This window comes from Aquimarina sp. AD10, assembly GCF_003443715.1.
GTDB lineage: Bacteria > Bacteroidota > Bacteroidia > Flavobacteriales > Flavobacteriaceae > Aquimarina > Aquimarina aggregata.
In genome coordinates this window covers 3073626-3098354 of record NZ_CP031965.1, presented here as the reverse complement: position 1 = coordinate 3098354, position 24729 = coordinate 3073626, and the positions used below count along the sequence as shown (strand labels likewise).

The 24729-nt window shown below is 33.1% G+C and carries 21 protein-coding genes; 14 read left to right on the top strand and 7 right to left on the bottom strand.

The features are described from left to right. Window positions 1-16 precede the first annotated feature (16 nt). From nrfD to D1816_RS12945, 6 genes are read left to right on the top strand one after another with little or no spacing between them, the layout of a single operon-like run. Window positions 17-1762 carry an NrfD/PsrC family molybdoenzyme membrane anchor subunit gene (gene nrfD / locus D1816_RS12970; RefSeq protein ID WP_082832527.1) on the top strand — a complete coding sequence of 582 codons (1746 nt, stop codon included), beginning with the start codon at window positions 17-19 and terminating at the stop codon, window positions 1760-1762. Between the two features lie 4 nt (window positions 1763-1766). Continuing rightward, a complete protein-coding gene (locus D1816_RS12965) occupies window positions 1767-2306 on the top strand; it encodes a DUF3341 domain-containing protein (protein WP_066317375.1) in 540 nt (179 codons plus the stop codon). A 5-nt stretch (window positions 2307-2311) separates the two neighbouring features. Beyond that, entirely contained in the window at window positions 2312-2992 is a 681-nt protein-coding gene (locus D1816_RS12960) for a cytochrome c (RefSeq protein WP_066317373.1), read from the top strand. Window positions 2993-3032: 40 nt separating this feature from the next. Next, a complete protein-coding gene (locus D1816_RS12955; protein WP_066317371.1) occupies window positions 3033-4355 on the top strand; it encodes a quinol:cytochrome C oxidoreductase in 1323 nt (440 codons plus the stop codon). A gap of 33 nt (window positions 4356-4388) precedes the next feature. After that, window positions 4389-5465, top strand: a complete 1077-nt coding sequence (locus D1816_RS12950; RefSeq protein WP_118503348.1) for a cytochrome c oxidase subunit II — start codon at window positions 4389-4391, stop codon at window positions 5463-5465. Window positions 5466-5513: 48 nt separating this feature from the next. Beyond that, window positions 5514-7331, top strand: a complete 1818-nt coding sequence (locus tag D1816_RS12945; protein WP_066317369.1) for a cbb3-type cytochrome c oxidase subunit I — start codon at window positions 5514-5516, stop codon at window positions 7329-7331. A gap of 411 nt (window positions 7332-7742) precedes the next feature. Here D1816_RS12945 and D1816_RS12940 read toward each other — a convergent pair whose 3' ends face one another. The 7 genes from D1816_RS12940 to D1816_RS12910 form a co-directional block, all read right to left on the bottom strand. Beyond that, the gene (locus D1816_RS12940) at window positions 7743-9032 is read right to left on the bottom strand and encodes a M12 family metallopeptidase (protein ID WP_066317368.1); all 1290 of its coding nucleotides are present in this window, start codon (window positions 9030-9032) and stop codon (window positions 7743-7745) included. A 235-nt stretch (window positions 9033-9267) separates the two neighbouring features. After that, complete coding sequence (locus tag D1816_RS12935) at window positions 9268-10293, bottom strand: Gfo/Idh/MocA family protein (RefSeq protein ID WP_118503345.1); 1026 nt, start codon at window positions 10291-10293, stop codon at window positions 9268-9270. Then, complete coding sequence (locus D1816_RS12930) at window positions 10286-11542, bottom strand: MFS transporter (RefSeq protein WP_118503343.1); 1257 nt, start codon at window positions 11540-11542, stop codon at window positions 10286-10288. The genes D1816_RS12935 and D1816_RS12930 overlap by 8 nt, the downstream gene beginning before the upstream one ends. A gap of 1 nt (window position 11543) precedes the next feature. After that, a complete protein-coding gene (locus tag D1816_RS12925) occupies window positions 11544-12947 on the bottom strand; it encodes a four-carbon acid sugar kinase family protein (RefSeq protein WP_118503340.1) in 1404 nt (467 codons plus the stop codon). Next, window positions 12947-13582: a cyclase family protein gene (locus tag D1816_RS12920; protein WP_118503339.1), complete on the bottom strand. Its 636-nt coding sequence runs from the start codon at window positions 13580-13582 to the stop codon at window positions 12947-12949. The genes D1816_RS12925 and D1816_RS12920 overlap by 1 nt, the downstream gene beginning before the upstream one ends. 8 nt (window positions 13583-13590) lie before the next feature. Beyond that, window positions 13591-14637, bottom strand: a complete 1047-nt coding sequence (locus D1816_RS12915) for an isocitrate/isopropylmalate dehydrogenase family protein (protein WP_118506259.1) — start codon at window positions 14635-14637, stop codon at window positions 13591-13593. After that, window positions 14624-15274: a GntR family transcriptional regulator gene (locus tag D1816_RS12910; protein ID WP_118503337.1), complete on the bottom strand. Its 651-nt coding sequence runs from the start codon at window positions 15272-15274 to the stop codon at window positions 14624-14626. Before D1816_RS12910 ends, D1816_RS12915 begins: the two co-directional genes overlap by 14 nt. A 239-nt stretch (window positions 15275-15513) precedes the next feature. On the opposite strand from D1816_RS12910, the gene ruvB reads away from it, so the two are divergent. The 8 genes from ruvB to D1816_RS12870 all read left to right on the top strand — a co-directional run bounded on the left by ruvB (window position 15514) and on the right by D1816_RS12870 (window position 24686). Continuing rightward, a complete protein-coding gene (gene ruvB / locus D1816_RS12905) occupies window positions 15514-16536 on the top strand; it encodes a Holliday junction branch migration DNA helicase RuvB (protein ID WP_066317351.1) in 1023 nt (340 codons plus the stop codon). Between the two features lie 21 nt (window positions 16537-16557). Then, on the top strand, window positions 16558-17886 hold the full coding sequence (locus D1816_RS12900; protein WP_118503335.1) for a cytochrome P450: 1329 nt from the start codon (window positions 16558-16560) through the stop codon (window positions 17884-17886). A 7-nt stretch (window positions 17887-17893) separates the two neighbouring features. Then, window positions 17894-18823, top strand: a complete 930-nt coding sequence (gene queG, locus D1816_RS12895) for a tRNA epoxyqueuosine(34) reductase QueG (RefSeq protein WP_118503333.1) — start codon at window positions 17894-17896, stop codon at window positions 18821-18823. Between the two features lie 181 nt (window positions 18824-19004). Next, window positions 19005-20723 carry a sodium:solute symporter gene (locus D1816_RS12890; RefSeq protein WP_066317348.1) on the top strand — a complete coding sequence of 573 codons (1719 nt, stop codon included), beginning with the start codon at window positions 19005-19007 and terminating at the stop codon, window positions 20721-20723. Between the two features lie 75 nt (window positions 20724-20798). Then, entirely contained in the window at window positions 20799-21503 is a 705-nt protein-coding gene (locus tag D1816_RS12885; protein WP_118503331.1) for a hypothetical protein, read from the top strand. A 174-nt stretch (window positions 21504-21677) separates the two neighbouring features. After that, window positions 21678-22490, top strand: coding sequence for a hypothetical protein (locus D1816_RS12880; protein ID WP_118503329.1), 813 nt, complete (start codon window positions 21678-21680; stop codon window positions 22488-22490). A gap of 371 nt (window positions 22491-22861) precedes the next feature. Next, window positions 22862-23086: an AraC family transcriptional regulator gene (locus D1816_RS26280; protein WP_118506258.1), complete on the top strand. Its 225-nt coding sequence runs from the start codon at window positions 22862-22864 to the stop codon at window positions 23084-23086. Between the two features lie 196 nt (window positions 23087-23282). After that, the gene (locus D1816_RS12870; RefSeq protein ID WP_118503327.1) at window positions 23283-24686 is read left to right on the top strand and encodes a serine hydrolase; all 1404 of its coding nucleotides are present in this window, start codon (window positions 23283-23285) and stop codon (window positions 24684-24686) included. Window positions 24687-24729: the final 43 nt, after the last annotated feature.

Here is a 24729-nt window from a genome sequence, read left to right as displayed (position 1 = left end):
AATTCAATTATAAAGGATTATGTCTCATTACGAAGCACCTATAAGAAAGCCTTTAGTAACTGGCGATAAAACGTACCACGACGTAACTGTCGATGTTGCAGCACCAGTTGAAGGTAAAGCAAACAAATCATGGTGGATTGTATTTTCTATCGCGCTTATTGCTTTCCTTTGGGGGATAGGTTGTATAATATATACAGTTTCTACAGGTATAGGAACCTGGGGATTAAATAAAACAGTAGGTTGGGCCTGGGATATCACCAATTTTGTATGGTGGGTAGGTATAGGTCACGCCGGAACACTGATTTCTGCAGTACTATTGCTTTTCCGTCAAAAATGGAGAATGGCAATTAACAGATCTGCAGAAGCGATGACCATTTTCTCGGTTATTCAAGCAGGTTTGTTCCCAATTATTCACATGGGTAGACCATGGTTAGCATATTGGGTACTGCCTATTCCAAATCAATTTGGATCTCTGTGGGTAAACTTTAATTCACCCTTACTTTGGGATGTATTTGCAATTTCTACGTATTTATCAGTATCATTAGTTTTCTGGTGGACAGGTTTATTACCAGATTTTGCGATGATCCGAGATAGAGCAATTACACCATTTAATAAAAAGATATACGGTATCCTTTCTTTTGGATGGAGTGGAAGAGCAAAAGACTGGCAACGTTTTGAAGAAGTATCTTTAGTACTTGCAGGTTTGGCAACACCACTTGTACTTTCTGTACATACAATTGTATCTTTTGATTTTGCTACGTCTGTAATACCAGGGTGGCATACTACGATTTTCCCTCCTTATTTTGTGGCAGGGGCAATCTTCTCAGGATTTGCAATGGTAAATACCTTACTTATTATCATGAGAAAGGTTTCTAATCTAGAAGACTATATTACTATCCAGCATATAGAATTAATGAATATTGTAATCATGATTACTGGTTCTATAGTGGGTGTAGCATATATAACAGAACTGTTTGTTGCATGGTACTCTGGAGTAGAGTACGAACAGTATGCTTTCTTAAATAGAGCAACTGGACCTTACTGGTGGGCATATTGGGCAATGATGACGTGTAACGTATTCTCTCCACAGTTTATGTGGTTCCCAAAACTGAGAAGAAGTATCATGTTCTCTTTCTTTATTTCTATTGTTGTAAATATAGGGATGTGGTTTGAGCGTTTTGTAATTATTGTAACATCATTACATAGAGATTATTTACCATCTTCATGGACAATGTTCTCTCCTACTTTTGTTGATATAGGAATTTTTATCGGAACGATAGGATTCTTCTTCGTATTGTTCTTATTATATGCGCGTACATTCCCAGTGATTGCACAAGCTGAAGTAAAAACTATTTTGAAATCTTCGGGAGAGAAGTATAAAAAATTAAGAGAAGCTGGGATTGATCATAGAGATCAATTACCAAAAAGTAACGTGAAGATTACTACAGAAGAGGTAGTGGCAGAGCAAGTAGTAGAAAAGACAGAAGCTAAGGAAGCTAGTCAAGATGACATCAATAGTTTACTTGATAATTTAGGTACTTTTGATGCTTCTACACAAACTGCTGATGATCTTAAGAAAGTAAACGGAATTGGACCTGTTATGGAAAATAAACTTAACGAGATTGGAATATTTACTTTCGATCAAGTAAGTAAAATGACTAAAGCAGAGTACGATTTATTAGATAGTATAACAGGATCTTTCCCTGGTAGAGCACAACGTGATGATTGGGCTGGTCAGGCAGAACAACTTAAAAATAACTAATAGTATGGCATCAAAAGTTATACATGCATTATATATAGATGACGACGTTCTGATGGACGCTGTTAAGAAAGTTCGAGCAGAACATTATCATATCGAAGAGATATTTACACCTTTTCCAGTTCACGGACTTGATAAAGCAATGGGATTACCACATACCAGATTAGCTATTACAGCTTTTATGTATGGTTGTGTTGGGTTAACAGTTGCGATCTTAATGATGAATTTTATTATGATCGAGGACTGGCCGCAAGATATCGGTGGTAAACCAAGTTTTAGTTACCTTGAAAACATGCCCGCATTTGTGCCTATTATGTTTGAACTTACTGTATTTTTTGCAGCGCATTTAATGGTAATTACTTTTTATATGAGAAGTAGATTATGGCCATTTAAAAAAGCAGAAAATCCTGATGTAAGAACTACAGATGATCATTTCTTAATGGAAGTTGATGCTGGAAATCATGATGTTAATAAACTAACTAGTTTATTAGGAGACACAGGAGCAGTAGAAATTAAAGTAATAGATAAGGAAGAAGATAACCATTAGTACTAATGAAGAATACTATTAAAATATTAGCAGCCGCAGTAGTGATGATTAGTGTTGTTTCTTGTCAAAAAGATACAAAGCCAAATTATCAGTATATGCCAAATATGTATGAGTCTGTAGGTTACGAGACTTATGGTGAGTATGGTGTATTTGGAGAAAATGGACAAGAAGCTAAATTACCAGCAGAAGGATCTATCCCAAGAGGTTGGATGCCGTATGACTTTGAAAACTCTAACGAAGGATATCAACTGGCTAAGGATACATTAAAGAATCCTATTCGATACACAAAAGAAAATGAAGAAAAAGGTAAAGAGCTTTACAATATTTATTGTGCGATTTGCCATGGAGATAAAGGAAACGGAAAAGGAACTTTAGTAAAAAGAGAAAAGATTCTAGGAGTACCAAGTTACGATGATGCAGGTAGAGCTATTACAGAAGGAAGTATCTATCATGTAATGTACTACGGGATTAATTCTATGGGGTCTTATGCTTCTCAGACTAATGAACATGAACGTTGGCAGATTGTTCAATATGTTGAAAAACTAAAAGCAGATCTCGAAGGTAAAACACCGAGAATTGATGCTGATGTTGCTATTGTTGAAACAGAAAAGATCAAAGAAGATCATCATACAGCAACAGAAGAAGATCATCACGAATCAACAGAAGAACATAGTAACGCACACTAGTGCAGTAGTAAAAAGTTAAGAATAACGATATTATAAAGATATGTATACGCTATCAAATAGATTAAGATTATTTTCTATCATCCTTATGGTTGTAGGTCTTGTAGGTCTTGTTATAGGATTTGCTGATAGACCTGGTTCTATAGAAGAGGTAAAAGAAATGATGGCAGCGCACGACGCTCATGGAGGTGGTCATGGTGAAGCAGTACAAGCCGCGTCTCATGGAGAATCACATGCTGAAGATGCTCATGGAGGTGACGCACATTATGAACACATTTTACATCAACTACAAAATAAGCCTTGGGCTTCATTATACATTGCAGCGTTCTTCTTTTTTATGATCGCTTTAGGTGTACTTGCATTTTATGCGATACAATTTGCGGCGCAAGCAGGATGGTCTCCTGTATTGTTTAGGGTAATGGAGGCAATTACTGCATATCTAGTTCCCGGTGGTTTGATCTTATTTGTAATCTTGGCTTTATCAGGATTTCATGTAAACCATTTATTCGTGTGGGCAGATCCAGAAGTTGTTGCACATGATAAATTAATCCAAGGTAAATCAGGTTGGTTAAACGGAACTGGTTTCATAATTAGAGCGGCTATTTTTATGGGTGGTTGGTTATTATATCGCCATTTTGCCGTTAAATTTTCTAGAAAACAAGACGAAAGCCCTGAAGGTAACGTTTGGTATAAGAAAAGTTTTAAAATTGCAGCTGGATTCTTAGTATTCTTTATTTATACAGAATCAATGATGTCATGGGATTGGATAATGAGTTTTGATCCGCACTGGTTTAGTACATTATTTGGTTGGTATGTGTTTGCAAGTTTATTTGTATCAGGAATTACTACAATTGCACTGATAACAATTTACCTTAAATCTAAAGGATATTTAGAATTTGTAAATAATAGTCATATACATGATTTGGCTAAATTTATGTTCGGTATTAGTATTTTCTGGACATACCTTTGGTTCTCTCAATTTATGCTGATTTGGTATTCGAATATACCAGAAGAGGTGACCTATTTCATTACACGTATCGAAGATTATAAACTTCCATTCTTCGGAATGTTAGTAATGAATTTCATTTTCCCTTTATTAGTGTTAATGAATAGCGACTTTAAACGTGTGAATTGGTTCGTGGTAATGGCAGGAATTGTAATCCTTTGTGGTCACTACATAGATGTATATAATATGGTTATGCCTGCAACTGTTGGTGAATCTTGGTTTATTGGTATTAGCGAAATAAGCGCTGTGTTATTGTTCTTAGGACTGTTCTTATTTGTAGTGTTCAGAGCACTAACAAAAGCTCCGTTGCTTGCTAAGGGTAATCCGTATTTAGAGGAAAGTAAACATTTCCATTATTAAAATTTGAATTGTAAAATAAGAAGATAGATAAAAATGAGTGTATTTTTAACCATAGTAGTTATAGCGCTTTTCGGAATTACATTGTGGCAAATGTCAAGAATTTTGAAATTGTCTCAATTAAAGAATGCTGATAATTCTCAAGTCGCAAATGATAAGGATAACAATTTACAAGGTAAGCTTATGCTTGCATTTGTAATATTCATGTACTTATTAACCTTATATTGCTTTGTGCAGTATCATACGTTCTTCCTTCCAGAATCGGCTTCTGAGCATGGGGTAGATTATGATCAATTGATGTTCATCTCTATGGTGCTTATATTTATTGTTCAATTCCTTACACAAGGATTGTTACACTATTTCGCATACAAATACAGAGGTAAGAAAGGAAATCAAGCTTTATTCTTTGCTGATAATGATAAATTAGAATTTATTTGGACGATAATTCCGGTAATCGTATTAGCTGGATTAATTATTTATGGTTTATTTACTTGGACCGATATTATGAATATCGACGAAGAAGAAGGCGATCCATTAATTGTCGAATTATATGCTTATCAGTTTGATTGGAGAGCAAGATATGCTGGATCAGATAATGAACTAGGTAAAGCGAATGTTCGTTTTATTGAAGGAATTAATACATTAGGTATTGATGTTGCAGACAATTATGGTAAAGATGATAAAATAACTACCGAATTACATTTACCTGTTAATAGAAAGGTTATCTTTAAGATGAGATCACAGGATGTATTGCACTCTGCATATATGCCTTTCTTTAGAGCACAGATGAATGTTGTTCCTGGTATGATCACAGAATTTTCATATACACCTACAATGACTTCTGAAGAGATGAAGAATAGTGATTTTATGGTTGAGAAAGTTGCTACGATCAATAAAATTAGAAAAGAAAAGAGTAAAAAATTAGTTGCAAAAGGTGACGAGGCTTTAGAAACATACGAATTCGAGTATTATTTGTTATGTAATAAAATTTGTGGAGCATCTCACTATAATATGCAAATGAAGATTGTTGTAGAATCTGAAAAGGATTATGAAGCTTGGTTAAAAACACAACCAACTTTTGGAGAACAATTATCTGCACAAGCAAGCAACTAAGAAGAGAAAGAAAAATTAATATAGTATATTAAAAAAGAAATGAGCGTTATGTCAGCACATCAAGGAGATAACCACGATCACGGTCACGACGATCACGGGCACCATAAGGAGACATTTATTACTAAATATATTTTTAGTCAAGATCATAAAATGATCTCTAAGCAGTATTTGATTACTGGTTTGATTATGGGAATTATTGGTATTGCAATGTCTTTATTGTTTAGAATGCAATTGGCATGGCCAGATCACCAGTTTACAGTTTATGAAGTTTTACTTGGTAAATTTGGTAAAGATGGGGTTATGGATCCAAGTATGTACTTGGCTTTAGTAACTATTCATGGTACTATCATGGTATTCTTTGTACTTACTGCAGGTTTGAGTGGTACATTTAGTAACTTACTAATTCCATTACAAATTGGAGCACGTGATATGGCTTCAGGATTCTTAAATATGATATCATACTGGTTATTCTTCTTAAGTAGTGTAATCATGGTGCTATCATTATTTGCCGAAGCTGGACCAGCATCTGCAGGTTGGACAATTTACCCACCTTTAAGTGCATTGCCACAGGCAATTGGTGGTTCCGGAACAGGGATGACTTTATGGTTAGTATCGATGGCTATATTTATAGCATCATCTTTATTAGGGTCATTAAATTATGTGGTAACGGTTATAAACCTTAGAACTAAAGGAATGTCTATGACAAGAATGCCACTTACAATTTGGGCGTTCTTTGTAACTGCTATCATCGGTGTTGTATCATTTCCAGTTTTATTATCTGCAGCTTTACTATTAATAATGGATAGAAGTTTTGGTACTTCGTTCTATTTAAGTGATATCTATATTCAAGGAGAAGTATTACATAATCAAGGTGGGTCACCTGTACTATTTGAACATTTATTTTGGTTCTTAGGTCACCCAGAAGTGTATATCGTTTTATTACCGGCATTGGGTATTACTTCAGAGATAATAGCTACAAATTCACGTAAACCAATTTTTGGATACCGAGCGATGGTTGCTTCTATATTAGCAATTGCATTCTTATCTACAATAGTATGGGGTCACCATATGTTTATATCAGGAATGAATCCATTTTTAGGATCAGTATTTACATTTACAACATTATTGATCGCTATACCATCAGCAGTAAAAGCATTTAACTATATCACTACACTATGGAAAGGTAATTTGCAACTTAACCCAGCAATGTTATTCTCTATTGGATTGGTATCTACTTTTATAACAGGTGGTCTTACAGGAATCATTCTTGGTGATAGTACTCTTGATATTAATGTGCACGACACGTATTTTGTAGTAGCGCATTTCCATTTAGTAATGGGAATATCTGCTCTTTATGGATTATTTGCAGGTGTATATCATTGGTTCCCTAAGATGTATGGTAAAATGATGAATAAAAACTTGGGATATGTACATTTCTGGGTAACAGCAATCGGTGCGTACGGAGTGTTCTTCCCAATGCATTTCATTGGTATGGCAGGATTACCACGTCGTTACTATACGAATTCTAATTTCCCATATTTTGATGATTTACAAGATACTAATGTGTTAATAACAGTATTTGCATTAATTACCGCTGCGGCACAGTTAGTATTCTTATATAACTTTATTCATTCTATGTTCTATGGTAAGAAAGCAACGCAAAATCCATGGAGTTCAAATACTTTAGAGTGGACTACACCAGTAGAGCATATGCATGGTAACTGGCCAGGAGCAATCCCTAGCGTATACAGATGGCCTTACGATTACAGTAAAACTAATGAAAATGGTGAGTATGTAATTGCTGGACAGGACTTTGTTCCTCAAATCGTACCATTGCAGGATAACGAAGAAGAAATGCATCATTAATGATTTATATTGATGTTTAAAATATAAAAGCTCTTTCATCTAGGAAAGAGCTTTTTTTATACGTACAATCGAACAGTAAAGAGTTGTATCACTTATGTAAATATAAAACTGTTTAAAAACCTTGTTTAGATATAATAGATTCTTAAAAGATCTACTCGTAGAACTAATATTTAAGGCAGAAATTAATCACTATTTACTTTTATCATATCTATAATATGGAAATTTCTAAAAGAGAAGTTTTAGAATGTTTGAAATATAAGAATGGAGTATGGGTTAAGTTTGTTATTAAGTAATATAACCTATAGAAGTTTGATAAAGTTAAAAGGCTGCTCTATACATGTTATATGTTAGTAGCAGCCTTTATTAGATTATGATTACAAATCTATTATGTGATTAAAATTTGTGTTATATCTAGTTGTTTACAAAAACTCTTAAGTCAATTATTCCATATCCACTTTGTTCTTGAGCTTCAATTCCAGTAATAAATCTTCCAGAAGGAGCATTGTACCTTAAAACTCTATTCGCTCTTGGATTATTAGTCGCCCAAGGAGTTTTGTTTCCATTTTGGCTAATAAGCCTTACATCAATGATTCCATAACCATATTGTTCTCTTACTTCAATACCAGTAGCATAATCATTTGGGTTGCTAAAAGAAACAGATTTGATACGTCCTCTAGTGTTGGTTGTTGTCCAAGCAGATGAGACACTGCCTCTGGTAATAGCAGCATTGATAACGCCATATCCAGATTGTTCTCTTACTTTTATTCCTCTAACGCTACCGTCAATAATCTTTTGACCTCTAGAAGCTCCTCTTCGATTATTTGTTAACCAAAAAGACACATTAGCATACCTTCTTTCGATACCATCAATATCTTGTTGAGATAAAGCATTTCTTTGTACACTATATGTAGTTCCATTTTTTCTAGTAATAGTTGGTTGTCCATTCTTAGAAAATGCAAATGGTCCGTACATCATTATACTTCCAAAATCTAAAGCAGAAGTATATTCATTTCCGTCTTGGTTTTGCTGTCCATAAGTCTGAAAATTGAATGCTCTTCCATTTTCGATATTATTAAAGTTAATGTTTATGTATCTGTCTCTGTCAGCCCTACTTTGTTCATGCCATAATCCAATTGCATGACCAATTTCATGAATAGTATTTCCAGTAGAACAACCATTTGCAAGTGTTATGTTTTGAGCACCTCCTTGTCTACCTACGAATGATGAACATCCATTACCGTTTCTAAAACGAATATAGTCACGCTGATTTGTTCGTCTTACAAATCTTAGATCAGTTTCTTGCTCCCAATGAGCAATGGCATCTGTAACTCTGGCTTGATTAGGTAAATTACTGTCTATGGTAAAAAATACAGTTCTATTTGGCCATTTCCATTTATCTAATGATCGACCAACACTTTTTTCTTCAAGGGTGTTTTCAATATTTGGATTAATCAAAATATCACCCTGATAAACATAATTGTTGTTAATTTCTTCAACAATAACTGTTTGATTGTTCAGAAGAACTTCTTTTAAATCTCCAGTTTTATTTGGAAATGCTAATTCTTGTGAAAAATTAGTTTCAGTAGAGTTGATTACCGATACAGCTGTGGTGTCATTTTCTTTTTCACAACTTAATAGTGCCGCAGCTAGTGCTAGCATACAAGACATTCTAGTAAAGCCAAGTACGTTTGATTTTTTCATAATTTGTTAGTTTGTAGTTAATATTTATGCGGCAAATAAACAACAAAAGTTATAGGTAGAACATCCCCTTTTTTAGGGAATTTGCACCTTTTGTTTTACACTTTTTCTAAGAAGAGAGAACAAATCTTGTCTGTATAGAGTGTTGTAGTAATACACCTATATTAGAGAAAAGAGTTTATAGATATGTCTTAGTTGTTTAATGAAATTTATTTAGTTTAAACTAAGTTTTTTGGAGTTAAACCTCAACAGGCATGTTAATTTTTGCAGATTGATATACTGCCTCTTGGGCACTAAGGTTTTTTAAATAATTATCTACATTAGTTTCAAAAACCCCATCAAAAATCATGTTGTCTACGTAATCTCTTTGAAAGAGATAACAACAGTCTCCAGCAAAACCAATATCATTATGTGTATACGCATGTTCTTTTTCGTTTTGACCCAGTAGTTGTATAGTTATTTTTCCGTCTGGATATAATCTAATAGAGCCTTTTGAACCGTCGATAAGATATTCTCCAAAAGTATATCTAGGGGATAGATAATTACTCTCATTATAGCGATTGGCATCCCAGGTGGCGTGTGCGTTATTTTTAAAGTTAAGGATCATCATACCACAATCTTCGCCTTTAATAATTGGGTTTAATTTTTTTAGTATTGCGTATACATTTTTGATTTCACCTGCATGATATCTAAAAGTGTCTATGTAATGTACACCTGTTTCATAAATTAATAATTTTTCGTAGTCCCGAAAATAGGGTTGCCTTTCAAGATAGGCATCATTACCCCAGCCATCGCCTAATCGTGACCTAAAATTCAGATTAAAAAGATCACCAATTTCATTATGATCAATAATTTTTTTTATTTCTCTATGCCAAGGCTGAAAGCGAAAATTTTCATGAACAACAAATCGTACTCCTTTACTTTTAACATAAGCGACAAGTCGAATGGCTTCTTCATAAGTTGGAGCCAATGGTTTTTGACAAATAATATCTATTCCTTGATCAGCTGCAAAACAACACATTTCAAAATGTGTTTCTGGAGGTGTAATAATATCAACAAAATCAGGTTTTTCTTGAATTAGCATTTCTTTGTAATCCTGATATTGTTTTTTAATCAAGTAGGTATTCTTGACCTCTTTTGCACGAGTAGTATTTAAATCACAGAGCGCAGTGATTGCTACTTCGGGTATTCTGGTCCAAGCTTCATATTGAAATCTACTAAAGTATCCTGCTCCTATAGCTACACCTTTCAATTTCTTAGTCATTCACAACGGTTTTATCGGGATTCATATTTAACCAAAATATAATTGCGACTCCTGCTAATACAGCAGCAGTATAAAAGAAAGGATCATTGGATCCTGTCCATTCTTGTAAATAAGGAAAAGCAAGAGCTGTCGCAAATGCTCCCAGATTTCCTGCCATATTCATCATTCCTGATACTTTACCAGAATTTTCTTGCCCTATATCCATACAAAAAGACCATGAGGGACTTAGAGTCATATCTGCACCAAATATAGCAATAGAGATGCATAAAACAGCACCAAGAGGCGTATTCATGTATAAACTTGAGATAATCCCAATAATAACAAATATGAATCCTGTTATTGCAGGAACTCTTCTCGAGAGTTTCCATTTACCTTTTTTATAGATAACATCAACCATAAATCCGGAAACCCAATTTCCTAGTGCACCTGCTAATAATGGAACCATGGCGTAAAACCCTGCGTCTACAAGATTAAGTCCATATTTTTGCTTGATATAAGGAAATAACCAAGTAAGTGTAAAAAAGAAAATAAAATTGCTGCCAATGTATTGACCCATGGCAAAAAGAACATTTTTAGAGCTTAAAATTTGTTTAATTGAGACTCCTTTATTGTCTGATATTTTTTCTTTTTGACGGTTTTCAATAATGTATTGTTTTTCTTTTTCTGAAATTGCTTTATGTTCTTCAGGAGTGTTTCTAAACATCCAATAAAATAGTAAGGCTATAACAATACCAATAGCTCCAAAAAAGTAAAAAATAGTTCTCCAGCCCCACGCATCAATAAGATAAGCTACTAATGGTAATGCAAATGCGGCTCCCAGACGTGAACCAGAGAAATTTATACCTTGAAAAATTCCACGTTCTTTTAAAGGAACCCAAGAAAATGCAGCTCTTGATATGTTTGGAAAAGCTCCCGCTTCTCCTGCTCCAAAAATAAACCGGAAACATAACATCGAAACATAATTCCATGCAGCACCTGTTAATGACGTAAATAAGGACCATGTGATCATGATGATCGTCATTACTTTTCGTACACCAAATTTATCTCCTAAAGCTCCTCCTGGGACTTGAAATAATGCATACCCTAAGGCAAATGCACTTAATACCCAACCCATTTCAATATCAGTAAGAGTGAGATCAGTACTAATAGCCTCTTTGGCAGATGATATACATACTCTATCAATATAAAGTAGTAATGTGATGAAAAAAGAACCTGCAAAAAAGCCATACCTTCTAGATGCTATAGTCATGTTAAGATAATTTTTGTGTTATTGTGTGTAATGATTTTTCATCTCCTACATTTCCAGGAAAAACAATATAGGGTAGCTTTGGGAATTTAGTTTCATTACCCATTTCCCAAACAGGAACACCAGGCAATATCTGTCCAAGAACATTTGATTGTTTCATTCCGAGTCCATGGACTGCAATGTCATGAGAGGTGATGCCACCCTTGGCTAATATATATTTAGGCCTCGTAGAAATCTTGCGTATTAAAGTGGTGAGTAGGTACGATACTTTTGAGGCAATATCAATAGTGCTTTCGGTATCTTTTCCTGTAATTAGTTTTCGACTGGTGTATATAACGATATCATTATGACGTAGAAGTTGATTGTTTATAACAGTTATTATAGATTTGATATAGGTACTTGTATCTTCATTTAAGGCTTGATGTACATCTATTTCTATTACGTTTTCAGGATTGCAATGTTTTAAAAGGTATTTTAATTGATCTGAAGATTTTTGTACATATGAACCAACGATAAGTAAGCCACCGTTCTGAGGGAGGTCGGCAATAAAATCTCTTGCTTTTAACAGTCCTTTTGTTATAAGACCAATGTAACTAGGTACAAATGAGCTAGAGGTTCTAAACAGGATAGTTTTTCCTGCTTTTTGCGCTTTTAATAAAGCGTGGCTTATCTTATCGAGGTCAGAATAATTGAGTGTATTTACAATACAATATGTATTGGGAGTTAAGTCAATTATTTTTCTGGATAATTGTTGAATAGATTGTGTTCTAATTTCTGAAATTGAGAATGTTGATATTTCTGATGAATTAATCTTATTTTTAGTTTTTTCTATAATCCATGATACCAGATTGGCTTCAGTATATCCAAAAGAATGATCTTTTGAAAAAGGAGTTTCATTAACAGGGGTTAATTGTTTGCTGTCTGATATATAGTGAATGTCATTTACTGTTACTCTACCTCCTTCAAACATTGCAGGTATAAAAACTGTAATTGCATCTTTATATTTTTTTGCTTTTTGTAAAGCATTCGTTTCTTCGACAAAATGGCCTCTTAAAGTAGAGTCACTGCGACTAATAATAGAAAACCTGCGTTGTGTAATGGTTGAAGCAATAGCAATATTGCTAATAATTTCATTATAAATAATTGATGTTTTAGAAGAAGTTAAACTTCTGGAGTTGGTAAGGATGAAGAATATTGGATTTTGTTTTCTAAATTGATTAGCAATAGTCTCTACATCCCATTTAGTTAGTAATGTAATATCATGAACGGTTTGATTACCTGTGGGGTCGTCATCAATAACAATACAAGTCCTATGAAGTTGAGAAAAAAGAGAATTGTTCTGACTCCTGTAATCGGTTTTATCGACTACAGGTAATTCTTTTTCTATTTCAGATAGGATTATATTCATCAATATTTTTCAATGGCAATTACTCTTGCAGGAGCACCGTCTCCACCAGTTATTTTTAATGGTAATGCGATTAGTTCTACACAATCAGATTTAAGTTTATCAATATTGGTGAGCCCTTCAATAATTATCACACCTTTTAGTAAAATTTGATGGATTTTAGTGACCTCTTCTATATTGTTTACATCTGCTACAGATGGTGGTTCGACACCAATCATTTTCACTTTGTTTTCAAGGCACCATAATGCCAGTTCTTCACTTATTCTTGGTAATTCATCTCTGTATTTAGGAGAATGTATGTGTTGCGACCAGTTGGTCCAAAAGATTAAACTATCTCCAGCTATAAATCGCTCTTTTATATTTTGTTGAATATGGTCTGAGTACAGTAAACCTTTAGCACTAACTTTTCGAACGTCTATTATCCATGCCTTGCCTATACAATTAGAAATTGAAATTTGATCAATAGTCTGATTCGTAACATCGAAATGAATAGGAGCATCCATATGAGTGCCGCAATGAGAGTAAAAACTCAACATACTGGCGTTCCATCCATCGGTTTCAATGGTTTTACTGGGTTGTATAGTAAAACCATTTATTTCATTAGAATAGGCAACCGTAAGATCAACGACGTTATACATGACTTTTTTTAAAGATTTTGTATTACCGCATTCGCAACATCTACAGTGCTGGATTTACCACCAAGATCAACAGTTAAAACTCCGCGTTTTGTTGATCTATCAATGGCTTGCATAATCGCATCTGCTGCTTTTACTTCTCCTAAATGCTCTAACATTAATGCTCCCGACCAAATCTGACCATAGGGATTTGCTATATTTTGACCTGCAATATCTGGAGCAGATCCATGAATAGGCTCAAACATTGAAGGGAAATCTTTTTCAGGATTAATATTGCCACTACCACCTAGACCAAGACTACCCATAACAGCACCACCTAAGTCACTAAGAATGTCTCCAAAAAGATTAGTGGTCAAAACAACATCAAAGATTTCTGGCTTTAGGACAAAGTTTGCTGTAGAATTGTCAATATACATTTGGTCATGCGCTACCTCTGGATATTGTTGTGCTACTTCCTTTATGATTCTATCCCAATAGGTAAGACTATTAATTAAAGTGTTAGACTTTGTAATATGTGTGACTTTTTTTCTTCTTTTAAGAGCGAGTTTAAAGGCATAGTGCGCGATTCGTTCTATACCTTTTCGAGTAAAAATACTAGTGTCGACTCCCATTCCATTTTCTGAATCTGGTAAATATTGACTACCCACCTGCACAAATTCACCTTCAGTATTTTCTCTAATAATAACAAAATCAATATGTTTTTCTGTTCTTAATGGTCTTTGCACTCCTGGGTATGTGCGAACCGGTCTAAAGTTTACGTATTGTTCAAAGTTTGTTCTTACCTTGAAAGTGTAATCTTTTGCGGGTAGTGTGTCATCTACTTCAGGTAGTCCAACGGATCCAAAATAAATAGCATCAAATTTTTTTAAAACCTCTAAGCCATCTTCTGGTAGAAACTTTTTGTTTTTTAAGTAGTATCCTGCACCCCAATCAAAGCTTTCTGTAGTAATGCTAAAATTGTGCTTTTTTGAAACCGCTTCTAAAACTTTTATTCCTTCGGGTACAATTTCGTTTCCTATGCCGTCTCCTGGTACAACGGCAATATTATAATTCTTCACTGGTTCTTTTTTTATATTGATCAATTAATATTTCTCTTGATTTTCTGATATGAGCTCTTGCGTATTGTTCTGCATTATCAGAATCCCCAGTTGCTATGGCATTAATGATTTTAAAATGCTCTTCCATAGTCTCTTCTGGGGGTCTAACTAATCCGTAGCCTATTACCTTGTCATGGATATTGCTAAAGAAGTAAATTTTGTCGAGAGGGGTGTTGCCGGTAAGTTTAATGAGTAGTTTGTGAAAATTTTCGTCTGCCTTGGCATAGGCTTTAGTGTTGATTTTTTTCTTCGCTATAAAAGGTGTAAAACAATCTTTGAGTTGTTTGATAATTGAGGTGTCATGTTGTTCTGCTAATAATCTTGCAGCCATACCTTCTAAAGCTTCTCGACAAAAGTATACATCAATGATTTCTTTTAAATCAGGAGTTCTTACAAATATTCCGCGACGAGGAATACTTTCGACTAAGAACTCATTTTCTAAAGTAAGAAGTGCTTTCATTAAGGGGGTTCTGCTTACTCCCAATAATTCAGCAATTTTCTCTTGCACTATTTTTTCTCCAGGTTTCAATTCGTCGTTAACGATCATTTCTTTTAATCGTTCATAAATTGGTTGACTTAGATCTGTATATTGTATCATGAATAATATTGTATTTTGTATACAAAATGCAATATACAATTTTTTTTAATCTGTATAATAGGTAGTTACGTTTTAATTAAAAATAAAAATCATCTAATAGGTCTAGTTGTGTTGGCAATGCTTAGGTGCTTTGACAATTAAGTGTATTTTATTTTCGATAGGGGATATGTCAATACTGCTGGACTTTTTCTAGTATATTTGTTTTGCAATCTACACGGGAATTGATAATGCATTAAAAAATGAACGAAAATCTTAATCCAACAAACGATAATTTATCTAATGAAGATCTTGATATTGAAAGAGCATTAAGGCCTCTTACATTTGAAGACTTTGCTGGGCAAGATCAAGTATTAGAAAATCTTAGGATTTTTGTTCAGGCGGCTAATCTAAGAGGAGAGGCACTGGATCATACCCTGTTTCACGGTCCTCCTGGTCTAGGAAAAACAACTTTAGCACATATTTTATCAAACGAACTTGGTGTTGGTATAAAAGTAACCTCTGGACCGGTTTTGGATAAACCGGGAGATCTGGCAGGATTACTTACTAATTTAGATGAGAGAGATGTTTTATTTATCGATGAGATTCACCGTCTAAGTCCTATTGTAGAAGAGTACTTATATTCTGCAATGGAAGATTATAAGATCGACATTATGATTGAGAGTGGTCCAAATGCGCGTACAGTGCAAATTACTCTTAATCCTTTTACTCTTATCGGTGCTACAACTAGGTCCGGATTACTAACTGCCCCAATGCGTGCACGTTTTGGTATTCAATCACGATTACAATATTATACAACCGAACTCCTTGCTACGATAGTAGAACGAAGTGCACATATTCTTAATGTTCCTATTTCTATGGAAGCAGCAATCGAAATTGCAGGAAGAAGTAGAGGAACACCAAGAATTGCTAATGCTCTTTTACGAAGAGTACGAGATTTTGCACAAATTAAAGGTAACGGTAAAATCGATATTGAAATTTCAAAATTCGCTTTAAAAGCTTTAAATGTGGATGCTCACGGTTTGGATGAGATGGATAATAAGATTTTAACCACATTAATAGATAAGTTTAAAGGTGGCCCTGTTGGGATTACAACTTTGGCAACTGCAGTAAGTGAAAGTGCAGAAACTATAGAAGAAGTATACGAGCCATTTTTAATACAACAAGGATTTATTATGCGCACTCCACGCGGTAGAGAAGTTACTGAAGCAGCATATAAGCATCTGGGACGCATCAAAGGCGGAATCCAGGGTGGATTATTTTAAGATTATTTATTTGATCAATATATGAGTAAGACAATTCCTGAGGTTTCATTTCTTAGAGTACTTAGAAATGCAAAACGTATTTTAAAAAACCCGCTTCCTTTTCACAATGAAAATTTTGAGAAGCACGGAGATGTGTTTGAAGTGAATTTAGGATTCGGAAAATCTGCAATTTTTACTCGAGATGCTGGTTTTGCAAAACATATGTTACAACATCAACATCGTTCGTATCATAAGTCCTCATTACAAACAAAAGACTTAGGTAGGTATATCGGAAATGGTTTGTTGACATCTAATGGCGAGTATTGGTTAAAACAAAGACGACTAATACAACCTGCTTTTTATAAAAAGAAACTAGATCTTATTGCAGGAACCATTAAAGAAACAATCAAAGAAGAGTTGTCTAAGATAACGCCTAATCAAACTGTAGATATACATCCGTTTATGAGTGATTTAGCGTTTAAAGTAGTCGCAAAATCATTATTTAGTTATACCGATACAGGGAATACAATTGCTAGATTGCAATACATCACCGAAACTGCTCAAAATGCTTTAATCAAAGAGATACGACAACCTTATAAACGATGGTGGTTCTATCTTAGTGGGCAGATGAAGAGTTCAAAAATGCTCACAAATGAAGCACGGGATATATTAAATACTATTATTGAGCAACGAAGAAACGATACTGCTACGTATGATGATCTTTTAGATATGTTATTGGCATCAAAGTATGATGACGGTACATCTATGAATAATGAGCAACTAATAGATGAAATCTTGATTCTTTTTGTAGCTGGTCATGAAACCACATCAAATGCATTAACCTTTTCATTATTACTACTAGGGATGCATCCAGAAATACAAGAAAAGGCATATGATGAAGTGATGAAATCTAAAGATGAAGATTTGTCAATTATGGATCAATTTGCAAAAAGTCAATATACAAAACAGTGTATAGAAGAAGCAATGCGATTATATCCGCCAGTATATTTTTCAGACAGAGTTGCTATTGAATCCGATACCTATAAAGATCTTCAATTACCCAAAGGAACTACAGTTTTAATTTCATTTTTCGAAATTCATAGACATCTAGACTTTTGGAAAGAACCATTAGTATTTAATCCAGATCGATTTAACCCCGAAAATAAAAAAGAATATGCTGATTGGTATTTTCCTTTTGGAGCAGGACCAAGAATGTGTGTTGGAAGTAATTTTGCAATGTATGAAATGATTGTTGTGGTTAGTGAATTGATTCAGCAATATACAATTACAACAACGTCAGAAGAAATTCAGGTAAATCCTTTAATCACCCTAAAACCACAAGGCTCTACTTTAAAATTTACACAAAGATAAAGTTGATATGGATTCTCGTAGAAAACATACTCAATTTATTAAGGCAGAAGCCAAAAGATTAGGATTTCTTTCTTGCGGGATTAGTAAAGCTGGTTTTTTAGAAGAAGAAGCCCCGCGTCTAGAAAAATGGTTACATAAAAATATGCATGGCCAAATGCAGTATATGGAAAACCATTTTGATAAACGTTTAGATCCTACAAAATTAGTAGAAGAATCAAAAAGTGTAGTTTCCTTATTACTGAATTATTATCCTTCAGAAACACAGAAAGATCCGGAAGCTCCAAAAATATCAAAATATGCCTATGGAACAGATTATCACTTTGTAATTAAGGATAAATTAAAAGAACTGTTACATACTATCCAGGAGGAGGTAGGAGGAGTTCACGGACGAGCTTTTGTAGATTCTGCTCCTGTACTGGACAAAGCTTGGGCTGCAAAAAGTGGATTAGGATGGATAGGAAAAAATAGTAACCTTATTACACAACGTGTTGGCTCATTTTATTTTATTGCAGAATTAATTATAGATTTAGAATTAGAGTATGATACGCCAGTTACAGATCATTGTGGTACTTGCACTGCCTGTATAGATGCTTGTCCAACACAAGCGATTGTAGAACCTTATGTTGTAGATGGCAGCAAATGCATCTCTTATTTTACAATCGAATTAAAAGAAGAAATTCCGCAAGATTATAGAGGTAAGTTTGATGACTGGATGTTTGGATGTGATGTTTGTCAGGATGTTTGCCCATGGAATAGGTTCTCAAAATCGCATAATGAACCTCTTTTTAATCCAAAACCAGAATTGTTAGAGATGACAAAAAAAGATTGGGAAGAAATCACCCAAGACGTATTTTCTAAAGTCTTTCAGAAATCTGCAGTAAAAAGAACTAAGTTTTCAGGATTAAATAGAAACATACAATTCCTGAAAAATAAATAGATTTTGAAAATTTAATAATACAAACGTTTGTATTGCTGGTTTTAAGCTTTTTGTCTTCCAAAAAAACGATCATTTTGTAATTATCTTGTATATTTCATTGGCGTTGTGCTAAAAATTAAAAACTATTTAATTTTTAATCCCCTAATCTTCATGTTAAAAATAGAATATAAATATTTCACATATGAATGAATTATCATACGTAGACATTACAGTAATTGTTGTGTATTTAATCGGGATTATTATCTACGGAATATCAAAATCTAAACGAGAAAGCTCAGAGGATTATTTTTTAGGAGGTCGTACAATGACCTGGCCAATTGTTGGGATTGCTTTATTTTCTGCAAATATTTCAAGTTCGACTCTTGTTGGATTAGCCTCAGATGCCTATCAAACAAATATTAATGTATATAACTACGAGTGGTATGCTGTTGTTGTTTTGATATTTTTTGCCATATTCTTTTTACCATTCTATTTAAAATCTGGAGTGTATACAATGCCAGAATTTCTACAAAAAAGATACGATAAAAGGTCACGGTATTATTTCTCTTTTATTACCATTATCGGTAATGTAATGGTAGATACTGCGGCAGGATTGTATGTGGGTAGTATTGTTCTTAAGTTATTGTTTCCAGAGACCTCATCTACGGTTATCATAATAGGTTTAGCTATTGCAGCAGCAGCATATACGATACCTGGGGGATTAAATTCTGTAATCCAAACCGAAGTAATTCAAGCGGTATTGCTAATTATAGGATCTTGTTTGCTTACCTATTTTGCATTTGATGAGTTGGGTGGTGGTTGGAATGCGATGATGGGTAAACTTGACGGAATGCTTGCTGCCGGTGAAGTGAATTTTGGAAATAGAGCCGAGGAAGGAAAATTTATACCACAAAATGCTAATGAAGTTTTTAGTTTGGTCAGACCAAGTAATGACGAATTTATGCCTTGGTGGGGATTACTTACTGGCGTGCCTTTATTAGGGTTTTATTTTTGGGCTAATAATCAATTTATGGTGCAACGTGTTCTTGGGGCCAAAAATTTAAATCATGGTCGATGGGGAGCACTTTTTGCAGGTTTGCTTAAGCTACCTGTTATTTTTATAATGATTGTACCTGGTGTATTAGCATTGTTATTATTTAATACATTAGATATTTCTGAGTTAAATTATCCACTAGCAGATGGTACCATGTGCCAGAGTCTTTCAGATTGTCCTAACCTAACCTATCCTGTGCTATTATTTCAATTATTACCTGTTGGGGTATTAGGTCTAGTGGTTGCAGGATTAATGGCCGCTATGATGTCATCAGTTTCTGCTACTTTTAACTCTGCTTCGACATTGATAACCATGGATTTTATAAAGCAGTTACGACCAGAAATGACTAGTAAACAATTGGTGCGTGCAGGGCAAATAGCGACTTTGATTTTGGTGATTCTTGCATCATTATGGGTGCCCGTGATAGAGAAAGTAAGTGATTCTCTTTGGGGGTATTTACAGTTGGTGATTGCATTTACATGTCCACCTGTAGTGGCAGCCTTTTTATTAGGGATGTTCTGGAAAAGAGCCAATGGTAATGGTGCATTTGTTAGTCTGTTAATTGGTGGCGCCTGTGCCTTATTTATGATTTTATCTCTTAAATATGATCTTGTAATAGAGCTTAACGAGTTACATTTTCTAGCCAAAGCAAATCTGCTTTTTGTGATTAGTTTACTAGTACATGTTATTACCAGTTTATCCACCAAGCCACAATCTGAAGAACAAATTGTAGAGTATACCTATAAAAAGGAGATTTTTACAGAAGAAACCAAAGAACTTGCCAGCTTGCCTTGGTATAAAAACTATAGAATATTATCTGTTGTACTGTTAGTGTTAACTACTGTTTTAATAAGTTTTTTTTGGTAAAAAGTATTCATCATATACATATAACTTTTTAAGGACCTATGTGGGTTTTAGTAATGAATTCTTAAAAGATAAGCTATGAAATTAAAACTAATATTCATAATTCTAATATTATTTTCAGTTAAAACATTTTCATGTATTTGTAGACCTGTAAATTTAACTGATGAAATAAAATCAAAATATACAGAAAATATTTTCTTAGCAAAAGTAACTAAACAACTTGGTAATAGTTATGAATTATTACCTCTTAAAATTTGGAAAGGAAATATTAAAATTGACATGATATATAAAATTGAGCAAAATACATCTTGTCATAGTCCTTCTTTTACTGTAGGAGAATATTACATATTCTTCGAATCAGAAAATAGAATAAGTCAATGTAGTTCTACTAAAAATTATAGCTATTCATCTCCTTATCTTATAAACACCTTGAGAAGGATGTATCCCACACCATTAAAAACCACAAAGCATCATAACGAAATTGAGAAAATGGAGTATAAGAGAGAACTCGCGAAATACGAAAAGGAAAATGTAGTGATGGTATTCAATGGAGAAAAGATTGATTTAAAAAATAAAAAAGCAGTCTTTTTTGACGGTAAGTCAATTTTTTCTAAATCGGTTTTTAAAAAAAGTCATTCACATTCCAATATTTTTTTAATGGATACCAAAATGTGCGATTATGATTATATCTTTTATGTAGACAAAAAAACTAAACTAAGAAGTTTTCCTAGTAAAACAAAACAAAGATTAACTAAAAAATTGATAAAGAAATTTTGTAGATAATAGGATGTATATGATCATTGCAGAAAAGTCTCTAATCAAAAAAGCATTGTGTTTTTGGTAAGGATCAATGTTTGAAATAAAGAAAATAAATACCCATGAAAAATTCAAAAGCGGGGTAACCTTTTGCTTAGCTGGGACATACATATTAAAATCTTGGTTAATTTATAAAAAAATATGAAATACATTCTCTTACTACTACTATTTTTAAATACAATTTTATATTCCCAAAATAAAGACCTAATAAAGGAAACATTTTACGCACAATCTGTGAATAATCTTGACAAAATAGCTTCAGAAAATGGTTATAAAAGAAAAGAAAAGATTTTTCTTCATGTAAATTTTAAGTGTGACTCTATTGGTAAAATTTATGACATTAAAGTTTCTGATGAGTCAAAGATTTTTGAAGAGGAAATTAAATTTTTTATAAAGCAAATCCCTAAGTTAAATCCTAAAGAATATAACAGGAAAGGAAATGTTATGAAATATAGTTTGAAAATGGGATTAAGAACTACGACTAAAAGCGAGTATAAAAAAATCATTGCTAAAAATGAAAAAATAGATATAAATTATAAGTGGTTTACGATTAAAGAATACTTTCCTCTCAAAACCATTGAAATATCTGAAGTTGATGAAAGTGATTTTTCTATAGTAGAACATGTTCCAGTAACAGAAAATTGTAAAAATTTAACTGATAAAGTTGAAATAAAACAATGTGTTTCAAAAGAGCTTAAAATGCACGTAAATAGAAAATTTAATACTGAGTTAGCTGCTAACTTACCTTATGGGGTACATAAGGTGATCGTTAATTTTTATATATCTAAAGAAGGCGAAATTGTAAATATCAGTGCAGAAGGAGGTACTCCAGAATTAATAGAAGAAGGTATCAGGGCAATAAATACATTTCCCAGTTTTTATAAAGGGGGACAAATCAATGGCGAATTTGTAAATGTTAAATATAGCCTCCCTATCATGTTTTCAATAAATTAAATTAGTGATAACAAGATGTAAATGAATCTTACAACACAAGTTGTTATTACGGTACCCCTTTTTTAAAGAATAGATATTCATTGTGCTTTGTAAAAATCAAATACAAGGATCACTAGATTTTAGCATCATAAAGTAATGGAAGTATTATCCACGAGGAACACAATCGTTTGTTGTTTACAGACAATTCTAATGAAGCGTTTTTTTATATTAGAGAAGTTTAAGAGTTTTTCAAAAAGAGCTAAATCTAAGTTTTAGTTCTTTTAGATTGTTTTTGTTTCACACTGAAAAATAATGTATAATCCACTCAATATTTCATCTCATCCATTATCACAACTTTTGAATGATAATTTAGGAAGTCATTTTCGTTATTTATAAGCGAATTACGAATTAAAGAAGCAAAACAGTTATTAATTTCAAGTGAAGCATATACAATTGAAACTATCGGTTACGATTGTGACTTTAACTCTAAGGCTACTTTTTTTACAACTTTCAAAAAGATAACAGGAACTACATCAGCTAAATACAAAAAAAAGAAAAGAGTCAAAAGGAAACCAATTAAAAGTCTTTATTTACATAGTAGTAGTACGGATTTATAATAGAAAACCTTTTTAAATATGAATGATTGCATATTACAATAAATTAATATCGTATGCGAAAAATAACATTCCTTCTATTAACCCGAACAACCAAGCTTTATAGCGAACCTTTTAAATTGAAAATTTGAGGCGAGATTATAAAAAATTGTAACAATTTCAAAACTATCTTATCCTTTGTATCTAAAACCATATAAATATGAAAAAATACATTATTCTTATCCTTTCTTTATCTTTTTTAGGATGTAGTAACGCACAAAAACAAGAAACTCAACCCTTTTCAAAATACAATGAAACTATTGATTCGCTTATGCAGATTAGTTTTGAAAGAGGTATTTATAATGGCAATGTGTTAGTTACGAGGAATGATTCTATTGTGTATCAAAAATCATTTGGATACACAGACGGCTCAGGACAAACTGAGCTGACAAAAAAATCTATTTTTAGTCCAGGTTCTATTGCAAAAGAATTTGTTGCCGTTTCTATTATGATGTTAATTGAAAAAGGCGATTTACATTTAGATGACAAACTTTCTCAATTTGATTTAGAGCTACCAGCGTGGTCTGAAAAAGTCACCATAAAGCATCTTTTAAACTTTACTAGTGGGATTCCTCAAATAGATTATGCTAATGTAAAAAATGATAAAGGTATCTTAGAAGGTTTACAATTGCTACCTAGTTTGCTATTTGAGCCGGGTACAGGTTTTAATTATAATAACAATAGTATTTTTCTTCAAAAAAAGATTATCGAAAATGCTTCAAAAAAGACATTTCAAGAGTTTGCGAAGGAGAATATTATTATTCCTTTAAAAATGACAAATGTAGGGTTTGATCTTGATTATGATTATCCAAATAGGGTTAGATGTTTTGATGTACATAAGCAAAATACTGCAGAGATGCCCCCAAGTAAAGGTTGGTTATGGGTCTCAATCGATGATTTGAATACATGGATTACGGCTTTGCACAATTACAAACTTATTTCTAGAGAATCCTTAAAATCGCTTCTAAAGAACCAATATTTTGAAAATCAAAGGTCTATTCTTGGCTCATCTGATGATTTATTCGAAACTCATAGTCATGGTGGTCAATTCTATCAATTTGAAGCAGCTTTTATTAGTGAATTTAAGAATGACCTCAATGTTCTTTTAATGTCCAACAATAAAAGCAAAAGCTTTGAAATAATTGAATCTTTACATAATATAATGAAAGGGAAATCTTTTAGTTTACCCAAGAAATCTATTTATAGACAAATTCGTAAAAAATGCCATGAAAACATTGAGTTGGGCATTCAGTATTATTATGACTTGAAAAAAAGCAGTTTAGAGATCTACGACTTTGAAAATCCTAATGAATTAAATGGACTTGGGTATGATTTATTGACATCAAAAAAGATGAATGCAAGTATTGAAATATTCAAATTAGCTGTTTCTGAATTTCCTGATAATGCAAACTTGTATGATAGTTTAGGAGAAGCTTACTATACAAATAAACAATATGATTTAGCACTTAAAAATTACAATAAAGCGGTTGAGTTAGGAGGAACTAACGGAAATGCTAAAGCAAAGATCGAGGAGATAAAAAATATTTTAAAATCAAATGAATAAAATTGTTTTATGTCTTATGCGTTGTATAGTTTTTTTAAACGTA

Excerpts from the sequence above, each read along its gene's own strand:
- D1816_RS12965 (WP_066317375.1), top strand. The coding sequence starts at position 1,767 with ATGGCATCAAAAGTTATACATGCATTATATATAGATGACGACGTTCTG.
- D1816_RS12960 (WP_066317373.1), top strand. The coding sequence starts at position 2,312 with ATGAAGAATACTATTAAAATATTAGCAGCCGCAGTAGTGATGATTAGT.
- D1816_RS12955 (WP_066317371.1), top strand. The coding sequence starts at position 3,033 with ATGTATACGCTATCAAATAGATTAAGATTATTTTCTATCATCCTTATG.
- D1816_RS12950 (WP_118503348.1), top strand. The coding sequence starts at position 4,389 with ATGAGTGTATTTTTAACCATAGTAGTTATAGCGCTTTTCGGAATTACA.
- D1816_RS12945 (WP_066317369.1), top strand. The coding sequence starts at position 5,514 with ATGTCAGCACATCAAGGAGATAACCACGATCACGGTCACGACGATCAC.
- D1816_RS12940 (WP_066317368.1), bottom strand. The coding sequence starts at position 9,032 with ATGAAAAAATCAAACGTACTTGGCTTTACTAGAATGTCTTGTATGCTA.
- D1816_RS12935 (WP_118503345.1), bottom strand. The coding sequence starts at position 10,293 with ATGACTAAGAAATTGAAAGGTGTAGCTATAGGAGCAGGATACTTTAGT.
- D1816_RS12930 (WP_118503343.1), bottom strand. The coding sequence starts at position 11,542 with ATGACTATAGCATCTAGAAGGTATGGCTTTTTTGCAGGTTCTTTTTTC.
- D1816_RS12925 (WP_118503340.1), bottom strand. The coding sequence starts at position 12,947 with ATGAATATAATCCTATCTGAAATAGAAAAAGAATTACCTGTAGTCGAT.
- D1816_RS12920 (WP_118503339.1), bottom strand. The coding sequence starts at position 13,582 with ATGTATAACGTCGTTGATCTTACGGTTGCCTATTCTAATGAAATAAAT.
- D1816_RS12910 (WP_118503337.1), bottom strand. The coding sequence starts at position 15,274 with ATGATACAATATACAGATCTAAGTCAACCAATTTATGAACGATTAAAA.
- ruvB (WP_066317351.1), top strand. The coding sequence starts at position 15,514 with ATGAACGAAAATCTTAATCCAACAAACGATAATTTATCTAATGAAGAT.
- D1816_RS12900 (WP_118503335.1), top strand. The coding sequence starts at position 16,558 with ATGAGTAAGACAATTCCTGAGGTTTCATTTCTTAGAGTACTTAGAAAT.
- queG (WP_118503333.1), top strand. The coding sequence starts at position 17,894 with ATGGATTCTCGTAGAAAACATACTCAATTTATTAAGGCAGAAGCCAAA.
- D1816_RS12890 (WP_066317348.1), top strand. The coding sequence starts at position 19,005 with ATGAATGAATTATCATACGTAGACATTACAGTAATTGTTGTGTATTTA.
- D1816_RS12885 (WP_118503331.1), top strand. The coding sequence starts at position 20,799 with ATGAAATTAAAACTAATATTCATAATTCTAATATTATTTTCAGTTAAA.
- D1816_RS12880 (WP_118503329.1), top strand. The coding sequence starts at position 21,678 with ATGAAATACATTCTCTTACTACTACTATTTTTAAATACAATTTTATAT.
- D1816_RS12870 (WP_118503327.1), top strand. The coding sequence starts at position 23,283 with ATGAAAAAATACATTATTCTTATCCTTTCTTTATCTTTTTTAGGATGT.